The 23,046-nt window shown below is 38.1% G+C and carries 22 protein-coding genes and 1 pseudogene; 14 read left to right on the forward strand and 9 right to left on the reverse strand.

Annotation, left to right across the window (positions count from 1 at the left end):
- Positions 1-5: 5 nt before the first annotated feature.
- Positions 6-479 (reverse strand): transcription elongation factor GreA, encoded by a 474-nt coding sequence (gene greA, locus ME5_RS08725; RefSeq protein ID WP_008040312.1) that lies wholly within the window; start codon positions 477-479, stop codon positions 6-8.
- 272 nt (positions 480-751) lie between these two features.
- Here greA and ME5_RS08730 point away from each other — a divergent pair, with 272 nt between their 5' ends.
- The 4 genes and pseudogenes from ME5_RS08730 (at position 752) to ME5_RS08745 (ending at position 5,624) form a co-directional block, all read left to right on the forward strand.
- Positions 752-1,099, forward strand: coding sequence for an SH3 domain-containing protein (locus ME5_RS08730; RefSeq protein WP_008040313.1), 348 nt, complete (start codon positions 752-754; stop codon positions 1,097-1,099).
- A gap of 133 nt (positions 1,100-1,232) precedes the next feature.
- A pseudogene (gene uvrB / locus ME5_RS08735) lies at positions 1,233-3,708 on the forward strand (excinuclease ABC subunit UvrB); the annotation flags it as partial.
- Positions 3,709-4,571: 863 nt separating this feature from the next.
- Positions 4,572-4,790, forward strand: coding sequence for a cold-shock protein (locus ME5_RS08740; protein WP_008040315.1), 219 nt, complete (start codon positions 4,572-4,574; stop codon positions 4,788-4,790).
- 345 nt (positions 4,791-5,135) lie between these two features.
- Positions 5,136-5,624 (forward strand): BA14K family protein, encoded by a 489-nt coding sequence (locus tag ME5_RS08745; RefSeq protein ID WP_008040327.1) that lies wholly within the window; start codon positions 5,136-5,138, stop codon positions 5,622-5,624.
- A 103-nt stretch (positions 5,625-5,727) separates the two neighbouring features.
- On the opposite strand, the gene ME5_RS08750 is transcribed toward ME5_RS08745, so the two are convergent.
- Positions 5,728-6,372 carry an MBL fold metallo-hydrolase gene (locus ME5_RS08750; protein WP_008040328.1) on the reverse strand — a complete coding sequence of 215 codons (645 nt, stop codon included), beginning with the start codon at positions 6,370-6,372 and terminating at the stop codon, positions 5,728-5,730.
- 235 nt (positions 6,373-6,607) lie between these two features.
- On the opposite strand from ME5_RS08750, the gene ME5_RS08755 reads away from it, so the two are divergent.
- Positions 6,608-7,312: a response regulator gene (locus tag ME5_RS08755; RefSeq protein WP_008040329.1), complete on the forward strand. Its 705-nt coding sequence runs from the start codon at positions 6,608-6,610 to the stop codon at positions 7,310-7,312.
- Positions 7,313-7,317: 5 nt separating this feature from the next.
- The gene (locus tag ME5_RS08760; RefSeq protein WP_008040330.1) at positions 7,318-8,658 is read left to right on the forward strand and encodes an ATP-binding protein; all 1,341 of its coding nucleotides are present in this window, start codon (positions 7,318-7,320) and stop codon (positions 8,656-8,658) included.
- 130 nt (positions 8,659-8,788) lie between these two features.
- Here the strand turns inward: ME5_RS08760 and ME5_RS08765 are convergent, their stop codons facing one another.
- From ME5_RS08765 to ME5_RS08775, 3 genes are all read right to left on the reverse strand, one after another.
- Positions 8,789-9,163 carry a tRNA-binding protein gene (locus ME5_RS08765; protein ID WP_008040331.1) on the reverse strand — a complete coding sequence of 125 codons (375 nt, stop codon included), beginning with the start codon at positions 9,161-9,163 and terminating at the stop codon, positions 8,789-8,791.
- Positions 9,132-9,632: a type III secretion system chaperone family protein gene (locus ME5_RS08770; protein WP_008040332.1), complete on the reverse strand. Its 501-nt coding sequence runs from the start codon at positions 9,630-9,632 to the stop codon at positions 9,132-9,134. Before ME5_RS08770 ends, ME5_RS08765 begins: the two co-directional genes overlap by 32 nt.
- A gap of 345 nt (positions 9,633-9,977) precedes the next feature.
- Positions 9,978-10,289, reverse strand: a complete 312-nt coding sequence (locus tag ME5_RS08775; protein ID WP_008040333.1) for an accessory factor UbiK family protein — start codon at positions 10,287-10,289, stop codon at positions 9,978-9,980.
- A 212-nt stretch (positions 10,290-10,501) separates the two neighbouring features.
- Between ME5_RS08775 and lgt the strand changes: the two genes are divergently transcribed.
- From lgt to ME5_RS08800, 5 genes are read left to right on the forward strand one after another with little or no spacing between them, the layout of a single operon-like run.
- Entirely contained in the window at positions 10,502-11,356 is an 855-nt protein-coding gene (gene lgt, locus ME5_RS08780; RefSeq protein ID WP_008040334.1) for a prolipoprotein diacylglyceryl transferase, read from the forward strand.
- A 27-nt stretch (positions 11,357-11,383) separates the two neighbouring features.
- Positions 11,384-12,487, forward strand: a complete 1,104-nt coding sequence (locus tag ME5_RS08785) for a class I SAM-dependent methyltransferase (RefSeq protein ID WP_008040335.1) — start codon at positions 11,384-11,386, stop codon at positions 12,485-12,487.
- Between the two features lie 56 nt (positions 12,488-12,543).
- Positions 12,544-13,335: a peptidoglycan editing factor PgeF gene (gene pgeF / locus ME5_RS08790; RefSeq protein ID WP_008040337.1), complete on the forward strand. Its 792-nt coding sequence runs from the start codon at positions 12,544-12,546 to the stop codon at positions 13,333-13,335.
- Positions 13,332-14,486 carry a M24 family metallopeptidase gene (locus tag ME5_RS08795; protein ID WP_008040339.1) on the forward strand — a complete coding sequence of 385 codons (1,155 nt, stop codon included), beginning with the start codon at positions 13,332-13,334 and terminating at the stop codon, positions 14,484-14,486. The genes pgeF and ME5_RS08795 overlap by 4 nt, the downstream gene beginning before the upstream one ends.
- Before the next feature lie 5 nt (positions 14,487-14,491).
- Positions 14,492-14,947: a hypothetical protein gene (locus tag ME5_RS08800; RefSeq protein ID WP_008040342.1), complete on the forward strand. Its 456-nt coding sequence runs from the start codon at positions 14,492-14,494 to the stop codon at positions 14,945-14,947.
- 146 nt (positions 14,948-15,093) lie between these two features.
- Here ME5_RS08800 and ME5_RS08805 read toward each other — a convergent pair whose 3' ends face one another.
- A complete protein-coding gene (locus tag ME5_RS08805) occupies positions 15,094-16,026 on the reverse strand; it encodes a bile acid:sodium symporter family protein (protein WP_008040343.1) in 933 nt (310 codons plus the stop codon).
- 404 nt (positions 16,027-16,430) lie between these two features.
- On the opposite strand from ME5_RS08805, the gene ME5_RS08810 reads away from it, so the two are divergent.
- A complete protein-coding gene (locus ME5_RS08810) occupies positions 16,431-17,363 on the forward strand; it encodes a ribose-phosphate pyrophosphokinase (RefSeq protein WP_008040345.1) in 933 nt (310 codons plus the stop codon).
- A 359-nt stretch (positions 17,364-17,722) separates the two neighbouring features.
- On the opposite strand, the gene ME5_RS08815 is transcribed toward ME5_RS08810, so the two are convergent.
- Positions 17,723-19,249 carry a helicase HerA domain-containing protein gene (locus ME5_RS08815; protein ID WP_008040347.1) on the reverse strand — a complete coding sequence of 509 codons (1,527 nt, stop codon included), beginning with the start codon at positions 19,247-19,249 and terminating at the stop codon, positions 17,723-17,725.
- Positions 19,250-19,636: 387 nt separating this feature from the next.
- Here ME5_RS08815 and ME5_RS08820 point away from each other — a divergent pair, with 387 nt between their 5' ends.
- Both ME5_RS08820 and pth read left to right on the forward strand, forming a co-directional pair.
- A complete protein-coding gene (locus ME5_RS08820) occupies positions 19,637-20,269 on the forward strand; it encodes a 50S ribosomal protein L25/general stress protein Ctc (protein WP_008040348.1) in 633 nt (210 codons plus the stop codon).
- Positions 20,270-20,323: 54 nt separating this feature from the next.
- A complete protein-coding gene (pth, locus tag ME5_RS08825; protein WP_008040349.1) occupies positions 20,324-21,055 on the forward strand; it encodes an aminoacyl-tRNA hydrolase in 732 nt (243 codons plus the stop codon).
- Here pth and ME5_RS08830 read toward each other — a convergent pair whose 3' ends face one another.
- Positions 21,056-21,883, reverse strand: coding sequence for an ABC transporter permease (locus tag ME5_RS08830; protein ID WP_008040350.1), 828 nt, complete (start codon positions 21,881-21,883; stop codon positions 21,056-21,058). It lies immediately after the preceding gene.
- 79 nt (positions 21,884-21,962) lie between these two features.
- The gene (locus ME5_RS08835) at positions 21,963-23,045 is read right to left on the reverse strand and encodes an extracellular solute-binding protein (protein ID WP_008040351.1); all 1,083 of its coding nucleotides are present in this window, start codon (positions 23,043-23,045) and stop codon (positions 21,963-21,965) included.
- Position 23,046 lies beyond the last annotated feature (1 nt).

Consider the following 23,046-nt stretch of genomic DNA (forward strand, 5'->3'; position numbering starts at 1 on the left):
ACCGATTATTTATAAATAATTGTCAGAATTTCAAAACCGCGAGCACCACCTGGTGCATTCACTTCGATTGTATCACCTTCTGCTTTTCCAATAAGCGCGCGCGCAATCGGAGAAGATATGGAAATTTTCCCTTTTTTGACATCAGCTTCCTGATCACCAACAATTTGATACGTTTTTTCTTCTTCAGTATCTTCATCGATTAATTTAACGGTTGCACCAAATTTAATTTTATCCCCAGTCAATTTAGAAACATCAATCACTTCAGCACGCGCAATATAATCCTCAACTTCATTAATGCGTCCTTCATTAAGACTCTGAGCCTCTTTAGCTGCATGATATTCCGCATTTTCAGACAAATCACCATGGGCACGCGCTTCAGCGATAGCCTCAATAATACGAGGACGCTCATCTTGCTGACGCCAGCGCAATTCTTCTTTTAATTGCTCATATCCACCCGTTGTCATGGGAACTTTTTCCATTATTTGTCCCTTTCTTTTCCTCGCAAGATTCTTAAAGCACAAAAAGAAACGGCTTCTGAAATTGCTCTCAGAACCCGTCTTATTACCTATAATCTTATCACCTTACCACAAGTAAAATGATTTATCATCTAAAAAATGCACTGTTGCTTAAATGCTTTCCAAAGAGTTGGAAAAATCGTATAAAATTTTGAAGCATACTTTTGTAATATAATTTTTTTAGTTAAATACTCATAATGCAATTTCGCTATAATCTATATTGAAAAGCGCACAAAATGCCAAAATTGTTGATTTTTACTTTTCTCTCTTGTTTTTTAGTTGTATTTTCTTTTTTGGGTGAAAATAAATTACATGCCCAAAATACTTTTACACCAAAATTATCGTCAGAAAATAGAATTTCTGCACTTGTAACCGCACCTCTTAATCTTCGAAGCGGTCCAGGAATAAAGTATCATCGTATAACATTGATCCCTTTACACTCAAAAATTAACGTTCGCACTTGTTCACAAAATTGGTGCCAAGTGACTTACGGTGAATATTTAGGGTGGTCATCTGTGCGTTATCTTGCTTTTTTAAACAGTAATGATCTTTATAAAAGCTACCAAATAGATGAAAATGAATAATTTCAATCACTCTGTTTAAAAACATGCTTTTTTCAAGAATCTTTTCTATAAATGTAAAAAAGCAATAAAGGTGAGATGATTAAGACAGGTTTCCTCTTTTTTTTCAAAGAAAAGATCCCATATTTAATAAGTCATGGTAAAATCGACGAAAAAAATAAAACAACCACATGTAAAATCTGGGTTTTCAGAGGGACCTCAAACTCCCTTTGAAGCAATGCCCTTATCATCGTCTATTGCTGATTGGGCTCATACTCTTCACTCTGAAGAAAATACCCCAAAAGAAGAAAAAACTGCAATAACAAAGTCGGTTAAAAAACAAACAAAAACTGGGGCTAAAAAAACCAAAACCAAACCTATAAAAACAGCGCGCGGAACCTCTATTGGAGAAGCCACGAGTGCCAAACAACGTGCAGCCGCAGGTCTTAATCCTGTCGCAGGATTAGATATTGGCCTTGAAGAGGCACAAGGGATTTCATCAGGTGGTGCGACAGCAACAGTGGAAGCTCTTTCTTCATTGATAGAATCTGGCAATCCATTGTTTAAAAATGGCAAATTATGGACACCACATCGTCCTGAGCGTCCTCAAAAATCTGAAGGCGGCATTCCTTTTAAAATGGAAACGCCTTTTTCGCCCTCTGGTGACCAACCAACAGCCATAAAAGATTTGGTTGAGGGCATTCAAAATAATGATCGTACACAAGTCTTACTGGGTGTAACAGGCTCTGGTAAAACCTATACAATGGCTAAAGTCATTGAAGCAACGCAGCGCCCTGCCCTTATTTTAGCACCAAACAAAACGCTTGCTGCACAATTATATGGTGAGTTTAAAAGTTTTTTTCCTCATAACGCCGTTGAATATTTTGTCTCTTATTATGACTATTATCAACCAGAGGCCTATGTTGCGCGCTCTGATACCTATATTGAAAAGGATTCTTCCGTTAATGAACAGATTGACCGTATGCGCCATGCCGCAACACGTGCCGTGCTTGAACGCGATGATGTTATCATCGTTGCTTCTGTATCTTGTATTTATGGTATAGGATCGGTTGAAACCTATACTGCGATGACATTTCAAATGCAGGTAGGCGATCGTCTTGACCAACGACAATTGCTTACAGATCTTGTTGCTCAACAATATAAGCGTCAAGATTTAAACTTTATACGCGGTTCCTTTCGCGTGCGTGGTGATACGATTGAAATATTTCCTGCCCATTTAGAGGATAGGGCATGGCGTATTTCATTATTTGGCGATGAAATTGATGCCATCGTTGAATTTGATCCATTAACAGGCAAAAAAACGGGTGATTTACAATCTGTAAAGATTTACGCCAATTCACACTATGTGACACCGCGCCCAACACTTAATCAAGCCATTAAATCCATCAAAGATGAATTACGTCATCGCCTTGACGAATTAAACCGTGCAGGACGCTTACTTGAAGCCCAAAGGCTTGAACAGCGAACAACATTTGATCTTGAAATGCTTGAAGCAACAGGCTCCTGTGCTAGTATTGAAAATTATTCACGCTATTTAACAGGCAGAAAACCAGGCGAACCGCCGCCAACAATGTTTGAATATATACCAGATAATGCGTTAATATTTGCAGATGAAAGCCATGTCACAATACCACAAATTGGTGGCATGTATCGTGGTGACTTTCGCCGAAAAGCAACACTAGCCGAATATGGTTTTCGTCTACCTTCATGCATGGATAACCGTCCTTTGCGTTTTGAAGAATGGGATGCCATGCGCCCACAAACAATAGCTGTGTCAGCAACACCTGGTCGTTGGGAATTGGAAGCTGCAGGCGGTGTTTTTGCGGAACAAGTTATCCGCCCAACGGGATTGATTGACCCTCCAGTTGAAATCAGACCAGCACGTACACAAGTTGATGATGTTTTAGGCGAAATTCGAAAAACAACAAAACAGGGCTATCGTACACTTGTTACAGTGTTAACAAAACGCATGGCAGAAGATTTAACAGAATATCTGCACGAACAGGGAATCCGAGTACGTTATATGCATTCGGATATTGATACATTAGAACGCATTGAAATAATTAGAGACTTACGTCTTGGAGCGTTTGATGTTTTGATTGGTATTAACCTTTTGCGAGAAGGTTTGGATATTCCAGAATGTGGATTTGTTGCCATACTTGATGCTGATAAGGAAGGTTTTTTGCGCTCTGAGACCTCTCTTATTCAAACAATTGGACGTGCAGCTCGTAATGTTGATGGACGCGTCATTCTTTATGCAGATAACAAAACGGGATCCATGGAAAGAGCATTACTTGAGACCGGTCGCAGACGCGAAAAACAAATAGCTTACAATCAAGAGCACCACATAACACCTTCCAGTGTGAAAAAGAATATCGCTGACATATTAGATTCTGTTTATGAACGCGATCATGTACGCGCAGATATTTCAAATTTTGCGGCTGATGGAAATATGGTCGGAAATAATCTTGAAACCCATATCCAACATATGGAAAAATGCATGCGCGACGCAGCAGCTGATCTTGATTTTGAAGAAGCTGCCCGCTTACGCGATGAAATCAAACGCTTACAAGAAAAGCAATTGGCAATTTCAGATGACCCTTTATCACGCGATATTGAAAAATCGATTGAAAAAAGTGAAAAAAATAAGGGACTCTTTATAAAGCCAGACATTGAAAATATGGGTCCCAGTATGGATGTCGGGATTTTACGCAATAAAGAAAAAAAGACGAAATTTCATAAAAACTCATTAGATGAAATGTCGATCAAACGCACGGAACTTCCCAAAAGCAGTACGGATGATCTAAAACCGCTCAAACGAGAACGTGCAGGAATAGGTTCTTATGAAGATCCAGCTGAGACGTTAAAAAAACGTTATCGTCCGAATAAAACAGGACGACCACGCCGTTAATAAAAGATAAAAAAACATACGCAATTGTCGTCATAACATTTATAAAAAGAACATCATTGTCTTTTAAATGAGTGTCTTTTTTCATGAAGGAAGAACCTTCAACATCAATCCTATTTAAATTTTTTTATGAGTGAAAAAAGATCACCAATCAAAAGACAAGGCACTTTTTTTAACTTTTACATTACATTATTTTAATGAAAAATAAATTCTAGATAGAAATAGTTTTATGTAATTTTATATTTAAATATTATAATTCAAGAAAGACGTTTCTTATATTTTCTATAAATTATTCCATAATGAAGTTAACACAATAATAAAGAAAAGAAAAAGACTTGCCAAAACGAAGAATTTAAAGCAATCTAATTATGTTCGGGCATTTTACGAACATTGGAAGACCATTAACAGGCGCACCATAACCGCTATAAGTTATGGGCCAGTAAAAAACTGGTAAATAGAGTGCTTTCCAGACTTCAAGAACTGCCTGCATAATGCCGTTTGCGCATGGTGCGTGTTGCGGTTTTTCAATTGACCTGTTTTTCAGGTGGTCAGATGAGGAAAGATTCTATGGCTCAAACTGGTGAAGTAAAGTTCTTCAATAATGATAAAGGTTTTGGATTTATAAAACCTGATGATGGAGGTGCAGATATTTTTGTGCATATTTCTGCTGTGCAGGAATCCGGATTAACTGGATTGAATGATGCGCAAAAAGTTTCCTTCGATACAGAACCTGATCGTCGCGGAAAAGGCCCAAAAGCCGTTAATATCAGTGTTATCAACGCGTAAGTCATTCATACGCTTATAAAGAAGGCTTTTTCATTCAGCTTTTATATTTACTTTATAAACCCGTTAATTCTTAACGGGTTTATTTTTATTGTATCAACTGATCAAACTTTTCACACATGAAAACATCAACATTACAAATAATACTCAATAATCAAGGTCAGCGTGCTCTTTTTGTAAGTCACTAAATGATTTTATAGTCTAAAACAAAACAAAGTATGAAAAGTCGTTTTTATAAAAAAATAACCGATTTAATATGCCTGATTATTTTTAATTTTACCCCTTCAGCTTGGGTTCAGCTTTTACCATATATTATTTAAGCATAAACCATAGAAAAGGAATAAGGCCATGACATCACTCTTTAAAATGGCTATACTTTCAACCCTCACAATTGCAACCATTGCTACTCCATTAGCCAATGCGCAAGCACGAAGCCACCATCATCATCGTTGGGACGGCCCACGCTATTATGACCACCATCATCGTCATCGACATAATAATGGTGGCAATGCACTTGCCGCTGGCGTGATCGGACTGGCTGCAGGCGCAATTATAGCAAGCACTTTATCACGAACGTCCCCTCAACCAAGTGTTATTTATCGGCAATCACCACACGTTATTTATCAAGAACCACGTGCGATTTATCCTGCTCGACCAAGCTATTATCCAGCACCTCCTGGTTATTACCCACCACCGCCTGCAGCATATCGTCCCATCTATCAGCCATGGTCACCTGCATGGTATCAAAGATGTGCAAGTAAATATCGTTCATTTAATCCACAAACAGGAACCTATCGCGGATATGATGGTCGCGATCATCTTTGTCGTGCAAATTAAAACTTTAATCAGATGACCAGCATTTTAAAATGCTGGTCGAATATCATAAAATAAGAATTTTACTGTAAAAACATGAAATTTAAAAAAGAACAAACAAGAATTTTCACAAAGACTGAAGAAATGGATTGTTTTGTCGCTCATATCCAATTGTACTGCTGGGTCCGTGACCACATATAAAGGCTATATCGTCACCAAGTGGCAAGATTTTTTCTCGAATGGAATGCATTAATACATCGTAATCAGCATAAGGTAAATCTGTACGTCCTATCGATCCACGAAATAAATCATCGCCTAATAAAGCAAATTTCGCATTTTTATTTACAAATATAACATGTCCTGGAGCATGTCCTGGTGTATGATAAATATGAAAATCATGCCCAGAAAAATGCAACTGATCCCCCTCTTCAAGCCAACGATCTGGAATACAATTGCGCACTTTTGGCAAATTATAATTTCTATTTATTTCAACAATAGTGTCCATCCAAACTTTATCATCAATATGAGAACCAATAATGCGAACATTAAGCGCTTCTTTGGCTTCCATAGCTGCACCCACGTGGTCAATATGACCATGGGTTATCCATATTTCTTCAATATGAACGTCCATTTCAGTGATCACATTATTTATTTTTAACCAATCCCCACCAGGATCAACGAGCACGCCTTTTTGACTTTCGTCATCATATAAAATCGTACAATTTTGCTGAAAGGGAGTCACGATGATTGTTTTTGTTTTTAAGTTTCCCATAAGATACCTTCATGAAGGAGAGGCAAAAGCCAAAATTATCACAAAGTGATAATTTTCTTGAATAATATTTGTCATTTTCCTCAATAATTTTTCAAGAAAACGCTTCAATAATAACGCAAAGTTTCATAAATTAATCATCAAGAAACAACATGCCACATTGTTTTGCCGTCTTTATATATAATAAATGCTTATTGAAATTTTAATATATCACAAATGAATTTTTTGGATTTTATAAATGATGCAAGAACCCCAAACACTTAGTGATGACGCTCCCCATCTTTTGGTTATTGATGATGATACGCGTATTCGCAATCTTTTGTCACAATTTCTTTTAAAAAATGGTTTTCGTGTATCCGTTGCCGCTAGTGCGGATGAAGCGAGAAGACAATTAACGGGTCTTGATTTTGATCTTCTTATTGTTGATGTCATGATGCCAGGAGAAAACGGCATTTCACTGACACGTTCATTAAGAGAAACAAAGATTGTTCCAATTTTAATGCTCACCGCATTATCAGAAACAGGAAACCGCATTGAAGGGCTTGAAGCAGGTGCAGACGATTATCTGCCAAAACCATTTGATCCGCGAGAACTTTTATTACGCGTCAATGCAATTTTGAGGCGCGGCACTCCAAATGATCAGCTAAAAATTGAACAAATTGTCTTTGGTCCTTATACATTTTCGATACTCCGCCGTGAATTAAAAAAATCAGGGGAAGTGATTAAATTAACGGATCGTGAACAAGAAATCATGGTCATTTTTGCTGAAAATGCTGGCGAAACAATAGCGCGACACGCTCTTTCCATTGGTGAAGAAGAAGTTGGAGAACGTACAATTGACGTTCAGATCAATCGCTTGCGTAGAAAAATAGAAAAAGATCCTGCTAATCCAGTTTGGCTACAAACTGTGCGTGGTATTGGTTATAAACTTTCAATTGAGTAAATAAAATGGCCGAACCCATAAGCAGTTTTGGACGATGGTTGGCAAAAAAAATGCCAAAACGCCTCTATGCGCGTTCGCTTATCATTATTATTGCCCCCATGGTTTTGCTACAATCTGTTATTGCTTATGTCTTTATGGAGCGTCACTGGCAAATGGTTACAGAGCGCTTATCCATGGCTGTTGTTCGGGATATTTCTGCAATCATTGATATTATTGAAACATATCCCCAAGACGATAATTATGCCAATATTACACGTATTGCGCAACAGCGTATGGGGCTTAATATTTCAATCTTACCGCCTGATCCTTTGCCTGCACCCGGGCCCAAACCGTTTTTTGCTATTCTTGATTATTTTTTAGGTGAGGAAATAACACGCCAAATCAACCGCCCTTTCTGGATTGATACTGTGGGAGATTCAAATCTTGTTGAAATTCGTATCAGACTTGACACTGCTGTTTTACGAGTTTTTGCCACCAGATCACAAACATATGCTTCGAATACTGGTATTTTCTTAAGTTGGATGATTGGCACCGCTTTGGTTTTGTTAATTATTTCAATTTTCTTTTTACGTAGCCAAATCAAACCTATTCAACAATTAGCAGCAGCCGCTGAAAGTTTTGGCCGTGGGCGTTCACTTCCAGAAGGATTTCAACCTCGCGGTGCAGATGAAGTTCGCCGTGCTGGTCGAGCATTTATACGTATGAGAGAGCGTATAGAACGACAGATTGAACAACGCACTATGATGCTTTCAGGTGTCAGCCATGATCTGCGTACTATTTTAACACGCTTTAAACTTCAACTTGCTCTAAACAATGGAGATTTTGATACTGCCCCCTTAGAACGCGATATATCCGACATGCAAGATATGCTTGAAGGATATTTAACCTTCGCACGTGGTGATGGGCCTGAAGATAGCAAAACAATGGATTTTAAAGCACTTATGCAAAAATTAAGAGCAGACGCAAATCTTAGAGAGCGCGGATTTCATTATAAACTTTTAGGTAAGCTTGATATAGAATTACGACCAAAAGCATTTTCTCGTCTTATCAATAATCTCGTTTTTAACGCATTTCGGTATGCAAAAAATGTTCATGTCACAATCAATCAAAATGAAACCACCCTTCAAATGTTTATTGATGATGATGGTCCAGGCATTCCTAAAGACATGCGCGATAATGTCTTTAAACCTTTTTTCCGTTTAGATGAAGCACGCAATCAAGATGCAAGCGGAACGGGTCTTGGCTTGTCAATTGCATTAGATATTGCAAGAAGCCATGGTGGTAACATCACTTTAGATGATAGCCCACAAGGTGGCTTACGGGTAAAGGTTGATATACCTGTATAAATGTGGGAATTAAAACCATAACATAAAATGACGCTTACCTATTATGATCTTTTCATTATATCCTTTGAGGAGTAAAGAAATTCATTATGCCGCAAATGATGAGAAAACATTGAGCATGTTAATTAAAGTGCTAAAAAAGGCGACTGCCATTTGGCACATACGCATTGGGTGAAACCAGAATAACATCACCTTTTTCATCTGCAACACCAAGTGTTAAAACTTCAGACACAAAAGGACCAATTTGACGAGGTGGAAAATTAACGACCGCCATAATTTTAACACCAACAAGTTTATCTACCGAATAACACGCCGTAATTTGAGCAGATGATTTTTTAATCCCAATATCATCACCAGAATCGATTTTTAATTCATAGGCTGGTTTATGTGCTTCGGGGAAAGCGGCAGCCTCAATAATCTCCCCAACACGAATATCTATTTTTAAAAAATCATCAAAACGTGCATCAACCATATTTTCAAGCATTCCCAACTGTGTCAAATAAAGCATATTGCAGGGCATTTTCAGCAGATGTATCAGACCATGCAACCATTTGAAAAGCGCTATAATGACTTTCGCATATTTCAATCGCATTAAGCAGTAAAGTTTGAAGTTGTATATCTGAAGGATGGGCACCACCTGTCAAAAGCAAAGCTTGCCGATAAATAATAGAGGCAGATCGTTCCCAATAATCAAAATGCCCCATTAACAATTTTTCATTGATTGCAAGGACAAGTGAACGACTTTCAGCTTGTCGATTAGGAAAAACGACAAAATTAAACCCACAAGCCAAATGAAGTGCTTCTTGATCTTCCATCCATGAAAAGGCAATATTATAGTTCGTCCAATGCCCTTCAATACAAACAGTAATTTCATCCTCGCCAGTACGTTCAAAAGACCAATCATGGCCAAAAGCCATTTGTTCAATTAAATCGACAGGATGTTGATCCCGTTGCGTTTGGCCAAAAGCAAGGCTCATATTATTCCTCAATTTGCAAAGCGCGTCACTGCAAAGCACAAAGTTTTCCTTACAAGGTGAAAACACCCTGTCCAAACCCGCACCAAGCTGTAAACGCATAAAACACTGACTAGATGAATGAAATGAAATACAAACACATTATATTTCACAACAAGATGCTTGAAGCAATCAAAACGAATCATCAAGCAAATTCAGTGTATTGATCCAGAGTCTGAACGCTAGCCCCATGATTCAAAAAAAAACAAAGACGTAAAAAAACGAACCAAAAATTCTATCTCAGTTCGCTGTAAGAGACTCTGGATTAACGATTTTTTTTAGTTATTCACAGATGTGAAAAACTGGGGATTATTTTTTTGTTTCATCTTTTGCAGGCTTCGATGACGCAGCTGAGGAAGAATTTTTATTCTTGGCTTCTTTTTCTCGTTCCAATGCATCAAGACGAACTTTCAATGCCTGACATTCAGAACGTGCTTTCATGGCGATTTCTTTTACCACTTCAAACTCTTCACGTTGGACAAGATCCAACTTATTTAAAACACGTTCAGCCTGCGCACGAAAGACTGTTTCAGCTTCTTGACGAACACCTTGCGCTGCACCAGCAGCATCAGTCATCAATTTAGCAAGTTCATCTAATACTCGATTGGGTCCGTTACTCATTGCGCTTATCCTTTTTGGTTTCTTTAATTATGTCATAAATTTATTCATCAAGCCATAGTGTTAAATTTTTAAGAATTCTCAATAAAATAAAAAGATGATTTGAAAAATCAGTATGGTATCATTTATTATTTTAAAATCTCAATTATAGAGTTTCCCTTGACGCTGACACTATCCTCCGTCAAGTTCATAAAAAAAGAAACATTGGAATGACTATGAATGAATTGCCGTTTTGTCCTGCTATTGCCTTTCCCGCTTATCTTAATCCCGTCATTGTTCAATTAGGTCCTATTGGTCTTCATTGGTATGGTTTAGGATATGTCATAGGCATTTTATTTGCTTGGTGGTATGGCACCCAACTTTTGAAAAAAAAGACATTATGGCACAATGATTGCCCGCCCATGACACCAGAAAAATTAGGTGATTTTGTTATATGGGCTGCCATTGGCGTCGTCGTTGGTGGACGTTTAGGACAAGTTTTATTCTGGGATCCATATTATTATTTCACGCAACCAGCCGAAATTATTGCTGTTTGGGATGGTGGTATGGCTTTTCACGGTGGTCTCATTGGCACGATCATTGCTATGATTCTCTTTGCTCGCAAAAATCATATTGGTATTTGGACAACATTTGATACGATTGCCGCAGGTGTACCTGTTGGGCTTGGTATTGTACGTATTTGTAATTTTATCAATCAAGAACTTTGGGGTAATGTTACACATGTATCATGGGCGGTTTGTTTCCCAAATGATCCAAAATATCTTCCACGACACCCCAGTCAACTCTACGAAGCCTTTATGGAAGGCTTGGTCTTATTTATTCTTTTAGCCCTTGCCATTTTTGTTTTCAAAGCATTACGCAAACCTGGAATTGTTTCTGGCCTCTTTATTTTTGGATATGGTGTTGCACGTATGATTTCCGAAATTTTTCGCGTGCCGGGAGAAGATCCACAATGGTTCAGCACACTTATGCATAACACTGGTTTCACTTACGGTATGGCGCTTTCACTGCCCATGGTTTTATTTGGAATTTACGCAATGTATCGTGCGATAAAATATCAATCATCATAATTCATGTTGGAAACAACCGAGTGGATCATGTCAGAGCTTAAACAAAAAATAAAAGCGCTTATCCAAGAAAAAGGAGCCATAACTGTCAGTGATTATATGGCTTTAGCACTTGCAGATACTCAAGGGGGATATTATCACACACAAAATCCTTTTGGACGAGAAGGAGATTTTATCACTGCCCCTGAAATCAGTCAGATGTTTGGTGAATTAATTGGCGTGTGGGTTTTAACCAGTTGGAAAATGCTCGGCAAACCAGAAAAAATTATTTTGTGTGAAATGGGGCCTGGACGCGGAACATTGATGAAAGATGTTTTGCGCACACTCCATCAACTTTCTCCTGAGTTTATGCGTGCTGCTGAAATTTTTATGATTGAAACCAGCCTTCGACTTCAACACATACAAAAAATAACTCTTGAGAACAATGCCGATCGGATAAATTGGGTTGAAACATTTGATCACATTGCGCATGGTCCTTTAATTTTTTATGCCAATGAATTGCTTGATGCCCTACCTATACATCAATTTATCAAACAAGATGGAAAATGGAGAGAACGTCTTATTCATATGGATACTCAAAACAATTTTTCTTTTATAGTAGGAACAAATGAACTAGATTCCAGCTCATTGCCAAACGCTTATTCCAAACTTCACAATGGCGCCATTCTTGAACTATCCCCACAACGCAATCACATTTGTGAAATGGTAGCAAAACGTCTATATGACACACATGGCTGTGCGCTTTTTATTGATTATGGCAGTGATCATTTTCCTCATGGCGATACATTACAAGCCATTTCTAAACATAGCTATCGTGATATTTTTCAAGCACCTGGACAAGATGATTTAACCAGTCATGTTGATTTTTCTTCACTTCTTGCCATAGCAAAACAAAACAACTGCGAAGCAGCACTTTTAACTCAAGGGGATTTTTTACTCCGTATGGGGCTCTTGGAACGTGCAGGCCATCTTGGCGCAAATAAAGATATCCACATGCAAGAAAAAATCAAAGCCCAAGTTGAAAGGCTCGCAGCCACAGATCAAATGGGAACGCTGTTTAAAGTATTAAGTTTGAGTGATAAAAAGACACAACTCAATCCTATCTTTTTAGCTGATCATCATGATCATGATTGACAAGTGCTTTTGTCTCACGCACCATAAGAGTACGATCACTCAATGTCGGAATTTTTATGGCAACGCCTCTTCGCCCAATTTTTGCTTCTCAACTTTTAAATTTGCAACGCTTCGGTGTTCATCATGGTTTTTTCACTCGCCAAGGGGGGGTTTCCGATGGAATTTTTAACAGCTTAAATGTTGGATTAGGATCAAACGACAATCGCGATAATATCCTTAAAAATCGCGAACGCATTACTAATTTTTTTCATCTTAAACCACAAAATCTTGTAACACCCTATCAAATTCATTCAAATAAAGTACATATTATCGATAGCTCAAATATTGCAAAACAATTAGAAGGCGATGGTCTCATAACTTTAGAAAAAGGTATTGCCATTGGCATTTTAACAGCTGATTGTGGGCCCATACTTTTTGCCGATCCCAATAAAAAAATTATTGCCTGTGCTCATGCTGGTTGGCGCGGAGCCTTAAATGGTATTATAGAAAATACCATTCAAAACATGGAAAAACTTGGCTCAAAACGCGCCAATATAATTGCAATATTAGGACCATGTATTGGACCTAAAAATTATGAAATCAACGAAGAATTTCGTCAAAACTTTCTAGAGGAAAGAACAACAAATACAAAATTTTTTGTTGGCACTTCATCTCCAACGCACTATCTGTTTAATTTATGGGCATTTATCTTAGAGCGTCTAAAAGAAGCAGGCGTACAAGCAGAATGTGTTGAAATGTGTACCTATGAAGATGAAACACGGTTTTATTCTTATCGACGCAAAACCCATCGCAATGAAAGTGATTATGGTAGGCAAATGTCCGTCATTATGTTGGAGAATTATTTATGAGCCTTTTTTTTTCTCAAGAAGAATATCAAAGTCGTCGCGCCAAATTATTGGCAAAAATGCAAGAAGAAAAATTGGATGCTGTCATATTATTTGCACAAGAAAGTATGTATTGGCTAACAGGTTATGACACATTTGGGTTTTGTTTTTTTCAATCTCTCATTGTCACGAGCGATGGAAAAACTGTTCTCTTGACAAGGCTTCCTGATTTAAGACAAGCACAAGCAACATCTAATATTCAAGAGATTGTTCTTTGGCGTGATAGAGAACAGGTAAACCCCGCACTTGATTTACGCAATCTTCTTAATGACATGGAATTGCTCGGCTGTAAAATTGGTGTAGAATATCAAACGCACGGTCTTACTGCTGCCAATGGTCGATTGGTGGATGAGCAATTGACAAGTTTTGGTAAGATTAGTGATATTTCTGGTCTTGTTGACACTTTGCGCCTAATTAAAAGTGCTGATGAAATTACCTATATTCGAAAAGCTGCAGAATTAAGTGATCAAGCGTTAGATGAGGCTTTAGATTGCATTCATGCAGGCGCAAATGAAGCAGATATTCTTGCTCAAATGATGAAAACCAATCTTGCAGGTGATGGAGATTTTCCTGCCAATGAATATGTCATAGGCTCTGGTAAAGATGCTCTATTATGCCGATATAAATCAGGCCGAAATATATTAAATGATCAAGATCAACTGACTTTGGAATGGTCTGGTGCTTATCGCCATTATCACGCTCCTATGATGCGGACAATTTGTATCGGAAAGTCTACCTCGCGTCATGAAGAGCTTTATACTGCCTGCTATGAAGCGATGGAAGCGATGGAAACAACACTCATTCCTGGTGCAACATTTTCAGATGTTTTTGATGCCAATACGCGTGTATTAGAAAATCATGATCTAACACGCCACCGTTTTAATGCATGCGGTTATTCAATCGGTGCGCGATTTGCTCCATCATGGATGGAAATGCAACAATTTCACGCAGGCAATACCACGTTGATCGAGTCAAGTATGACAGTTTTTGCGCATGTGATGGTTTTTGATTCAGACAGCCAAACTGCAATGACACTTGCGCGGAGCTATCTTATTACACCTAATGGCAATGAAAGCCTTTCACGTCATTCACTTGATTTAATAATTCGACCGTAAAGACGATGCGTAAAATTTTTATTTTTTATTGTATCATTCTTACTTTGTTGCTCAGCGCTTGTGCAAACAAAATAAAAGATACTCCGGTTCATGACGGTTCATTACCCGCCATAGAAAATAGATTTTCTTTAAATACAATTGAGGGTTTATCGGCGCTTCATAAAGATACGTTTTATAAAACAATCGAGAATTTGGCACCCACTTATCATCTTATTGTCACACAATATCCTGCTAATATTTTGTTACGTGGTTATGTTTCAAACGAAATGGAAGACACTCATCTTTCATTCTATTATGTTTTTGATGTTATTGATCAAAAAGGACAGCGTTTGCATCGTATCAACGGAATCATTACAACGAAGGAAAAAAATAAAGATCAACTTGATAAAAAGTTTTATGAGAACATGTCTAAAGACATTCTTATAAAGTTGCAAAATTGGCTTAAAACAATGAAAGAATAATAAATCTTCATAGAAGACGTCCTGTTTATAGTGCTTATCACTATACAACTAAGATTTTGCCTATCAAGCATTATAGACATCATATTTTGAGCTTATAAATTTTTTTACTAAAATGACAGAGAAAGATTATTATCAAAAATAGAAAACTAATCTTTTATTGGTCGATTTGCCCAATATCCTGCCAATAATGATCCACTTAAATTATGCCAAACACTAAATATAGCAGCAGGTATAGCAGCAATAGGATTAAGAGTGACAGCAGAAACCAAAACAATCGCAAGCCCTGAGTTTTCCATACCAATTTCAAAACTCACCGCACGGCTATGTTTTTGAGACAGCCCAAATAATCGGCTTAATCCATATCCCGATGCTAAACCAATGCCATTATGCAAAACAACAGAAACAAAAGCAATAATCGCCATATTCGCGAGATTATTTGCATTAGCCGCAACAACAGCCATAATGATAAGAATAATGGCGACAATTGAAATGAGAGGGACAATAGACTGAATATAAGCAACAAATTTTCTCATAACACTATGCAAGAAAACACCAATAGCAACAGGTAAAATAACAACGGTTAAAATATTGAACATCATGATCCAAACATCCACGTGAATATATGAACCTGCCAAAACGTAAAAACTTATTGGTGTTAAAATTGGTGATAAAAGCGTGATCACACTTGTTAATGTGACAGAAAGAGCTATATCGCCGCGTGCAATGAATGTCATCACATTTGAGGCCGTGCCACTTGGGCAACATCCAACAAGGATAAGCCCAACGGCCAAGGCATCAGGTAATTTTAAAAGATGTGCGAGACCAAAGGCAATGAAAGGCATAAGTAAACAGCGCATAAGAACGCCAAAACCAATTATTGCAGGACGTGTCAAAACCATTTTAAAATCTTTCGGCGACATGGTTAGACCCATTCCAAGCATGATAAGACCGAGGAGCCAAGACACATAAGATCCTAAATGAAACGACAAAACGATTTCAGATTGAAAAAAAGCAAAACCTGCAAATAAAATAACCCATAAGGGAAAAAAGCGTGTCAATGTTTGCACGATTATTTGCATGACTTGTCCTTCTTAAAATATTTCTTAAAAGAAGTTTCATTACAAATCATAGTTCTATATAAAAGTTAAGAAAATTATTTTAAATAAAGTCCTATTTTATAATTAAAAACGCCATAAAACCGCAAAGATTTATTTTAAAATTATAAAGCCCCTTCACGATAAGCGATTAAAGATATGATCATGGAATAATGAAATCAACAAGCCAAGGGACAAAGATGACTCATTTTTGAGTTTTTTTTAAAAATATTTTTGATTAAACCGTTACATTAATAAAATATGTTTCCTATTCGATTAAACGTAGAAAGAGAAAAATTAAAATAATCTTGATGACTCTCTTGCAATCTTCTCTTAAAAAGTTCAAAACGCAAAAGATACTCCTTTACTCCATAATTTGAGGACCAGCCATGAAACTTTTCTGCGGCAATTCAAACCCACGCCTTGCCAAAGATGTTGCAAAATATCTTAATATTCCATTAGGTAAAGCAACGGTCCGACGTTTTAACGATCAAGAAGTCTTCGTTGAATTGCATGAAAATGTACGCGGAAAGGATGTTTTTTTGCTTCAGTCAACATCTTATCCTGCTAATGACCACCTTATGGAACTGCTCATCATGATTGATGCTTTGCGCCGTTCTTCAGCCCGACGTATCACTGCAGTGATTCCTTATTTTGGTTACGCACGTCAAGACAGAAAGCCTGGACCACGTACCCCCATATCGGCAAAGCTTGTTTCTAATCTCGTTACAACAGCAGGAGCCAATCGCGTTTTAACGCTTGATTTACATGCAGGTCAAATTCAAGGTTTTTTTGATATACCGACTGATAATTTATACGCTGTTCCAGTCATAGCACGGGATATTAAGGCACATTATTCGCTTGAAAATGTTATGGTTGTTTCCCCAGATGTTGGCGGTGTTGTGCGTGCCCGTTCACTTGCAAAACGCCTTGATAGTTTGCTTGCCATAGTTGATAAACGTCGTGAACGCCCAGGTGAATCTGAAGTGATGAATGTTATCGGAGATGTAAGCGGTAAAGATTGTATTTTGTTGGATGATATCGTCGATTCAGGTGGCACATTATGTAATGCTGCTGAAGCTCTTTTAAATAAAGGAGCAAAAAGTGTCACAGCATATATAACACATGGCGTTCTTTCAGGTGATGCTGTGGCACGTGTTGCTGGATCAAAGTTAAAAGAGTTGGTCATTACTGATTCAATTATGCCAACTTCTGCTTGTGAACAAGCACCAAACATTCGAATTTTGTCCATCGCTGATCTTATTGGAGAAGCGATTTCAAGAACAGCCGCTGAACAGTCAGTTTCAAGTTTGTTTGATTGAATATTTTACGACAACTCGTTAAGATATCGCATCATTACTTTTTTGTTGCGATATTTTAAAAATTTAAGTTGATGATAAATGCATTTCATTTCTTAAAATGAAGACTGTCATTAAATTTTAAAGTTTAAAAAATTAAATATATAAAACTTAATCCAATGTATGTGATTATAGTTTTACGTTTAATCACTTTAACATAGAAGTTGATTGTTCATTTCATAGGACCACGTTGAAAATATTATCACACATACCTCCCTTATTATAAAGACGTTTTATGTAACATTAGCGCTTTTAAAAAACGGTTTCTTTACACTCAATTTTCAAAATTAATGAAGAAAATTTAGTTGATCACACAAAATGCATTATTCTGCTGCATCATAATTATTTGTTAAGATATCAGGCTCGTCAGGATTGCCCGGCAAAGTTTCAATGCCTAGTTCTGGAAAAACAGCGATGCGTTTGCCATCAAAATCTGTACGCATCACCAAAAGACCACGTTCTTCAAAATACGTTAAAAGCCGACGTGCACGACTGAGTGAATGTGTGCCATAAAGTCTTGCAAGCATAGCATCTGATGGACATTGTTTGTGAGTAACGGCTGCTTGTGCGACACTTAAAAACACACCTTGAATATCATCTGTTAAACTTTCTGACAATTTTAATGCCATTTTCCAGCTATCGCTTGAGGCCGATGTTTCATCAATTGAAGCTTGGGCAACAGCAAGTTTACGTCGAAATTGTGCCAAATCAAGAGGCGCTCCTGAAACACGATGAATACGACACCGTACCAAAAAATCTTGATAAAGCACAGCCACTGAACGATACGACGCTTCTGGATCATTAACAATATCGCGCATAATCTCATTAAGTTTTGCATCACGTTCTGCCTCAGTAATTTCAGGGAAAAGCGTGTTATCTTCTATCGTAAGATCGTCTTTCTGACGCACAACATCTTCCAAAATTTCATTGGTCGATTTTGATGGAGGCGAAGCCATACGACGAAGCGGAAGTGCAATTTCATCAGATGAAGGCGTAAAAATAAGATCTTGTGCATCAATTGGTACCGAAGGCAATGGCATAAGCTTAGGACTTGTTGAGCGTGCTTGTGTTTCAACACTTCCAATAATAAGAGGCAAAGGTCGACGGGACAAAGCAGGCCCCAATGCAACAAAATTGCCCCGTTCCAGATCTCGAAACATTTCAGCTTGCCGACGATCCATACCTAAAAGATCGGCAGCACGAGCCATATCAATATCAAGAAATGTGCGCCCCATTAAAAAGTTGGATGCTTCTGCTGCAACGTTTTTTGCTAATTTTGCCAATCTTTGCGTGGCTATCACTCCAGCCAAACCACGTTTACGCCCACGACACATAAGATTGGTCATAGCACCAAGTGAAACTTTTCTCGCTTCATCAGCCACTTCCCCTGCGGCTGCGGGTGCAAATAATTGTGCTTCATCAACAACAACCAACATGGGATACCAATGATCACGCTCAGCATCAAACAGCCCGCCTAAAAAAGCGGCCGCAGCACGCATTTGTTGTTCAGTATCTAATCCTTCCAAATTAAGTATGACTGAAACGCGATGATGTCTTATACGATTCGCAATGCGTGTTAATTCTTGTTCACTGCGTCTTGCTTCAACCACGACATGATCGAATTTATCCGCCAATGTGACAAAATCACCTTCAGGGTCAATGACACATTGTTGTACCCATTGTGCACTTTGCTCAAGCAATCGGCGCAACAAATGGGATTTACCTGAACCAGAATTACCTTGAACCAATAAACGCGTTGCCAAAAGCTCCTCAAGATCCACCATAGCAGGCGTTGAGGCACTGAGTTTTGTCCGTTCAAGAACCGTTCCTAGATCAACCTCTACTTTCATATCTTGCCCATATTCTTACTTGTGCCTAATGCACATTTAATAATCATGTGCATTAGGCACATAAAATTATATCAACGACAGATCTCATAATCATTGACGTCACACTTATATGACTGTGAAAGACTATAAATTCATAAGAATAAAAGCTTAAACAACTCTAATCGATTCTGTGCTTGACATTCTTTTAGCATTTATGAAGCAGGAGAGGGAAATAACATCGTTTTTCCCACAACTCTTGCATATAATGATCATTTAACGTATAGAAACGCATCCGTGTAGACACCCTTGGAGGCAACACGGAATGGATATTCATAGACATGATGATGAAAGTCCATATTCATACACAATTTTTGTGATGAATCTCCAATTTTAAAAAGGACTAAAGCCATGAGTAAAGGTTATACACTCAAGGCCGAAGCACGCGAACGGGTTGGTAAGGGGTCCTCCCGTGAACTTCGCCGCAACGGTCTTATTCCAGCTGTCATTTATGGTGACAAGCAAGCCCCAATAGCAATCGCCGTTCCTTATAAGGAAGTTTTTTATAAAATTCATGGCGGTGGTTTTCGCACAACGGTTGCTACAATCGAAATTAACAACCAAAAAATTCAAGTGTTGCCAAAAGATTATCAACTTGATCCTGTGCGAGATTTTCCTATGCATGTGGATTTTTTACGCGTATCTGCAAAATCCGTTGTGACTGTAGAAATTCCAGTACGCTTCTTAAACGAAGAAGCAGCTCCCGGTATTAAGCTTGGTGGTGTTTTGAATATTGTACGCCATGAAGTCGAAGTGACTGCTCCTGCAAATTCAATTCCAGATTCGATCGAAATTGATTTGACAGGTTATGAAGTAGGTGATTCCATTCATATTTCAGCAGTTAAACTACCTAACGGCGTTGAACCTGTCATTCAAGATCGTGACTTTACAATCGCCACGATCGCCCCACCAGCAACCATGGGTGCTGAAGACAACGATGGTGAAGGTGAAACAGAATCTGAAGACGGTGAAAAGTCCGAATAATAACGATTTGGCGGGCTTTGTCCCGCCTTTCTTTTTTAAAAAGGCTCAAAGTGTATGCTGCTCATCGTTGGACTTGGAAATCCTGGTTCTCAATACCAAAACAATCGACATAATATAGGTTTTATGGCGGTCGATAGCATTCAACAAAAATCGTCCTTTTCGCCATGGACAAAAAAATTTCACGCTGAGGTGTCCACTGGGTTCATTGAAAATGAAAAGATTTTTCTTTTAAAACCGCAAACTTTTATGAATTTGTCTGGACAGGCGGTCGGTGAGGCTATGCGCTTTTACAAATTACAGCCTGAAAATATTATTGTATTTTACGATGAGCTTGATTTAATCCCAGGTAAAATGCGCATTAAAGTTGGTGGAGGAAGTGGCGGTCATAATGGGATCAAATCCATTGATGCACATTGTGGACTAAATTATAAACGCGTGCGTTTGGGCATAGGTCATCCCGGCTCAAAAGATAAAGTTACACCATATGTATTGGGTGATTTTTCACAAGCAGACAATCAATGGCGTGATCCCGTTTTAAACGCAATTGCGACGCATATTTCCATGCTTGTCCAAAAGGATGATAATAGTTTTATGAATATTGTATCGCGTTCGATAAATGATAATACAACAAAACTAAATAAAAATAGTTATGCGATTCAAAAAGCATCGGATCTAAAAGAAAAAAGTCATATTCATCAGGCTCGTCAAACAAAAAAACTGAGCAAGCCTGTTGCAGGACCAATGGCTGATATGCTTAAAAAGCTTTTTTCTAAAGATGATACTTAATTAAGTTTTTCTTCTCACAATATATGCACGAACCATTTCACCAAAGGCGATTATTAGAGTGCAAATGGCAACAAGGACGAGCGAAACTGCACCCGCTCCCGGCATATCTGTTCCAGTTTCTGATATTTTTGAATAAAGCAGTAATGGCAGTATATTCACCTGTGTCCCAGCCAAAGCAAGTGCTGTTCCGTATGCGCCTGTTGCAACGGAAGCTGTCAAACAAAATGAAGCCACGACACTAGGCATTATTTGTGGAAAAACAATATCAAGAAACGCTCGCGAAAAACGTGCTCCAAGTGATCTGGCGGCTAGAAATTGATTTTGATCAAAATTAATAAAAGACGGAAGCATGATAAGGATAACTCGTGGCGTTAAATAATAAGAATACGCAAGTGCTAACCCGTAAGGCGAGTAAATAAAACCACCTGTTATTGCAGGATCAAATCCGATTTTTTCTAACATCATGACAATAAAACCAGATCGACCAAGAAGAAGGATAAAACCATAGGCAACGATTAAACCTGAAAATGTAAGGGGCAAAGAGATTGCCATAAGTGCCATTGATCTTTGGTAGGGTTTCAGCCGTGACAGAACCATTGCTATGCAAACACCAAGACAAACCGACATCAAAGATGCTGAGAAAGCAAGAATAATCGTACCGTAAAGCCCATTCCAAAAGATACGATCTGCCCATAATTGAGAAAACGCACGGCTACCTCCTTCAAAAGCAGACCACAAAACGGTTGTCACAGGAATAAGAAAAAAAAGAATAAAGGCGATGATGGCTGGCAGGGTAAAACCAATTAAAATTATTTTTGATGTACGCACAGAACGAACAACCTTTTTTGCTAATTATGTAACAAACATTAGACAAATAGGACAGGTCTTGAACCTATCCTATCAATATTTATTGACCCAGAACAGCTTCTGCCCAACCTTTATCGATTTCAGCTTTTTTTTCTGTGGCTTTAATAATATCCAATGGCTGAACTTGAGGTACGGAAGGCATTTTATGTGCAACATTTTCAGGTAATTTTATACCTGGCACTGATGGACGAACATATCCTTCAGCAAAGATTTTCTGTCCCATATCACTCATAACAAAATTCAACCATAATTGTCCTGCTTCTGGGTTAGGACTATTTTTTACTAAAGACATGGCATAAGGTGCAGCAGCGGAGGCTTCTTTTGGAATGACAACGGCAATATCATCACCCATACCATCAGTATATTTTGCTCTCAAACCGTCATTTTCATATCCAATCCAAATAGGAATTTCACCTTTGAGAAATTGAGCATAAGGTGTTGTGCCAACAGTACGTAAAATATTGCCGCGTTTTGAAAGTTCCCCTAAATATTTAATACCAGGATTTATATCATCCATTGTGCCACCAGCACCAAAATTTGCTGCAAAAGCAACAACCTGCCCTTGCCCTGTTGACCGCGGATCTAAATAAACAATCGAGTTTTTATATTCCTCTTTCAGTAAATCACCCCAACCTTCTGGTATATTTTTGACGAGCTTTTTATTGACCAAAAATGCAACAGACAACGTATGAACACTAAACCAATCCTCGTTTTGTCCTCGCAATTGTGACGGCAGTTTATCATAATTGACAGGCTGAAAAGACTGAACAATGCCAGCTTTTGATGCATCAAGTGCAGAGCTTGCAAAATAATAGGCAGTATCAGCTTGTGGACGATTACGCGCTTTATCTAAAGCAACTACTGTAGCAGCAGAGCCAATATCATTATAAACGATTTCAATACCCTGATATCGTTCTTGGAAGGCTTTAAATTGACCCGCCCAGTTAGCCCATGTTGGACCTGTATCAAATGATACAACCATACCATAGTCTAAAGCCTTTTTATAAAGTATCTCTTCACCCTCATATAGCTCTGGCCCAGGTAAATTTTGAGCAAAAGTAAAACCGCTTAAAGATATAAAGGCTGTCCCTATGATCGTCATTAAAAAGTGCCGTCTTAACATG

This window comes from Bartonella tamiae Th239 (assembly GCF_000278275.1).
In the GTDB taxonomy this organism is placed as follows: Bacteria; Pseudomonadota; Alphaproteobacteria; order Rhizobiales; family Rhizobiaceae; genus Bartonella; species Bartonella tamiae.

Bases quoted from the DNA above. Each gene is read 5' to 3' on its own strand.
- ME5_RS08760 (WP_008040330.1), top strand. From the start codon at position 7,318: ATGGCCGAACCCATAAGCAGTTTTGGACGATGGTTGGCAAAAAAAATG.
- lgt (WP_008040334.1), top strand. From the start codon at position 10,502: ATGAATGAATTGCCGTTTTGTCCTGCTATTGCCTTTCCCGCTTATCTT.
- ME5_RS08740 (WP_008040315.1), top strand. From the start codon at position 4,572: ATGGCTCAAACTGGTGAAGTAAAGTTCTTCAATAATGATAAAGGTTTT.
- greA (WP_008040312.1), bottom strand. From the start codon at position 479: ATGGAAAAAGTTCCCATGACAACGGGTGGATATGAGCAATTAAAAGAA.
- ME5_RS08770 (WP_008040332.1), bottom strand. From the start codon at position 9,632: ATGAGCCTTGCTTTTGGCCAAACGCAACGGGATCAACATCCTGTCGAT.
- ME5_RS08765 (WP_008040331.1), bottom strand. From the start codon at position 9,163: ATGCTTTATTTGACACAGTTGGGAATGCTTGAAAATATGGTTGATGCA.
- ME5_RS08820 (WP_008040348.1), top strand. From the start codon at position 19,637: ATGAGTAAAGGTTATACACTCAAGGCCGAAGCACGCGAACGGGTTGGT.
- ME5_RS08815 (WP_008040347.1), bottom strand. From the start codon at position 19,249: ATGAAAGTAGAGGTTGATCTAGGAACGGTTCTTGAACGGACAAAACTC.
- ME5_RS08785 (WP_008040335.1), top strand. From the start codon at position 11,384: ATGTCAGAGCTTAAACAAAAAATAAAAGCGCTTATCCAAGAAAAAGGA.
- ME5_RS08745 (WP_008040327.1), top strand. From the start codon at position 5,136: ATGACATCACTCTTTAAAATGGCTATACTTTCAACCCTCACAATTGCA.
- ME5_RS08750 (WP_008040328.1), bottom strand. From the start codon at position 6,372: ATGGGAAACTTAAAAACAAAAACAATCATCGTGACTCCCTTTCAGCAA.
- pgeF (WP_008040337.1), top strand. From the start codon at position 12,544: ATGGCAACGCCTCTTCGCCCAATTTTTGCTTCTCAACTTTTAAATTTG.
- ME5_RS08775 (WP_008040333.1), bottom strand. From the start codon at position 10,289: ATGAGTAACGGACCCAATCGAGTATTAGATGAACTTGCTAAATTGATG.
- ME5_RS08730 (WP_008040313.1), top strand. From the start codon at position 752: ATGCCAAAATTGTTGATTTTTACTTTTCTCTCTTGTTTTTTAGTTGTA.
- ME5_RS08800 (WP_008040342.1), top strand. From the start codon at position 14,492: ATGCGTAAAATTTTTATTTTTTATTGTATCATTCTTACTTTGTTGCTC.
- ME5_RS08795 (WP_008040339.1), top strand. From the start codon at position 13,332: ATGAGCCTTTTTTTTTCTCAAGAAGAATATCAAAGTCGTCGCGCCAAA.
- ME5_RS08805 (WP_008040343.1), bottom strand. From the start codon at position 16,026: ATGCAAATAATCGTGCAAACATTGACACGCTTTTTTCCCTTATGGGTT.
- ME5_RS08835 (WP_008040351.1), bottom strand. From the start codon at position 23,045: ATGTTAAGACGGCACTTTTTAATGACGATCATAGGGACAGCCTTTATA.
- ME5_RS08755 (WP_008040329.1), top strand. From the start codon at position 6,608: ATGATGCAAGAACCCCAAACACTTAGTGATGACGCTCCCCATCTTTTG.
- ME5_RS08810 (WP_008040345.1), top strand. From the start codon at position 16,431: ATGAAACTTTTCTGCGGCAATTCAAACCCACGCCTTGCCAAAGATGTT.
- pth (WP_008040349.1), top strand. From the start codon at position 20,324: ATGCTGCTCATCGTTGGACTTGGAAATCCTGGTTCTCAATACCAAAAC.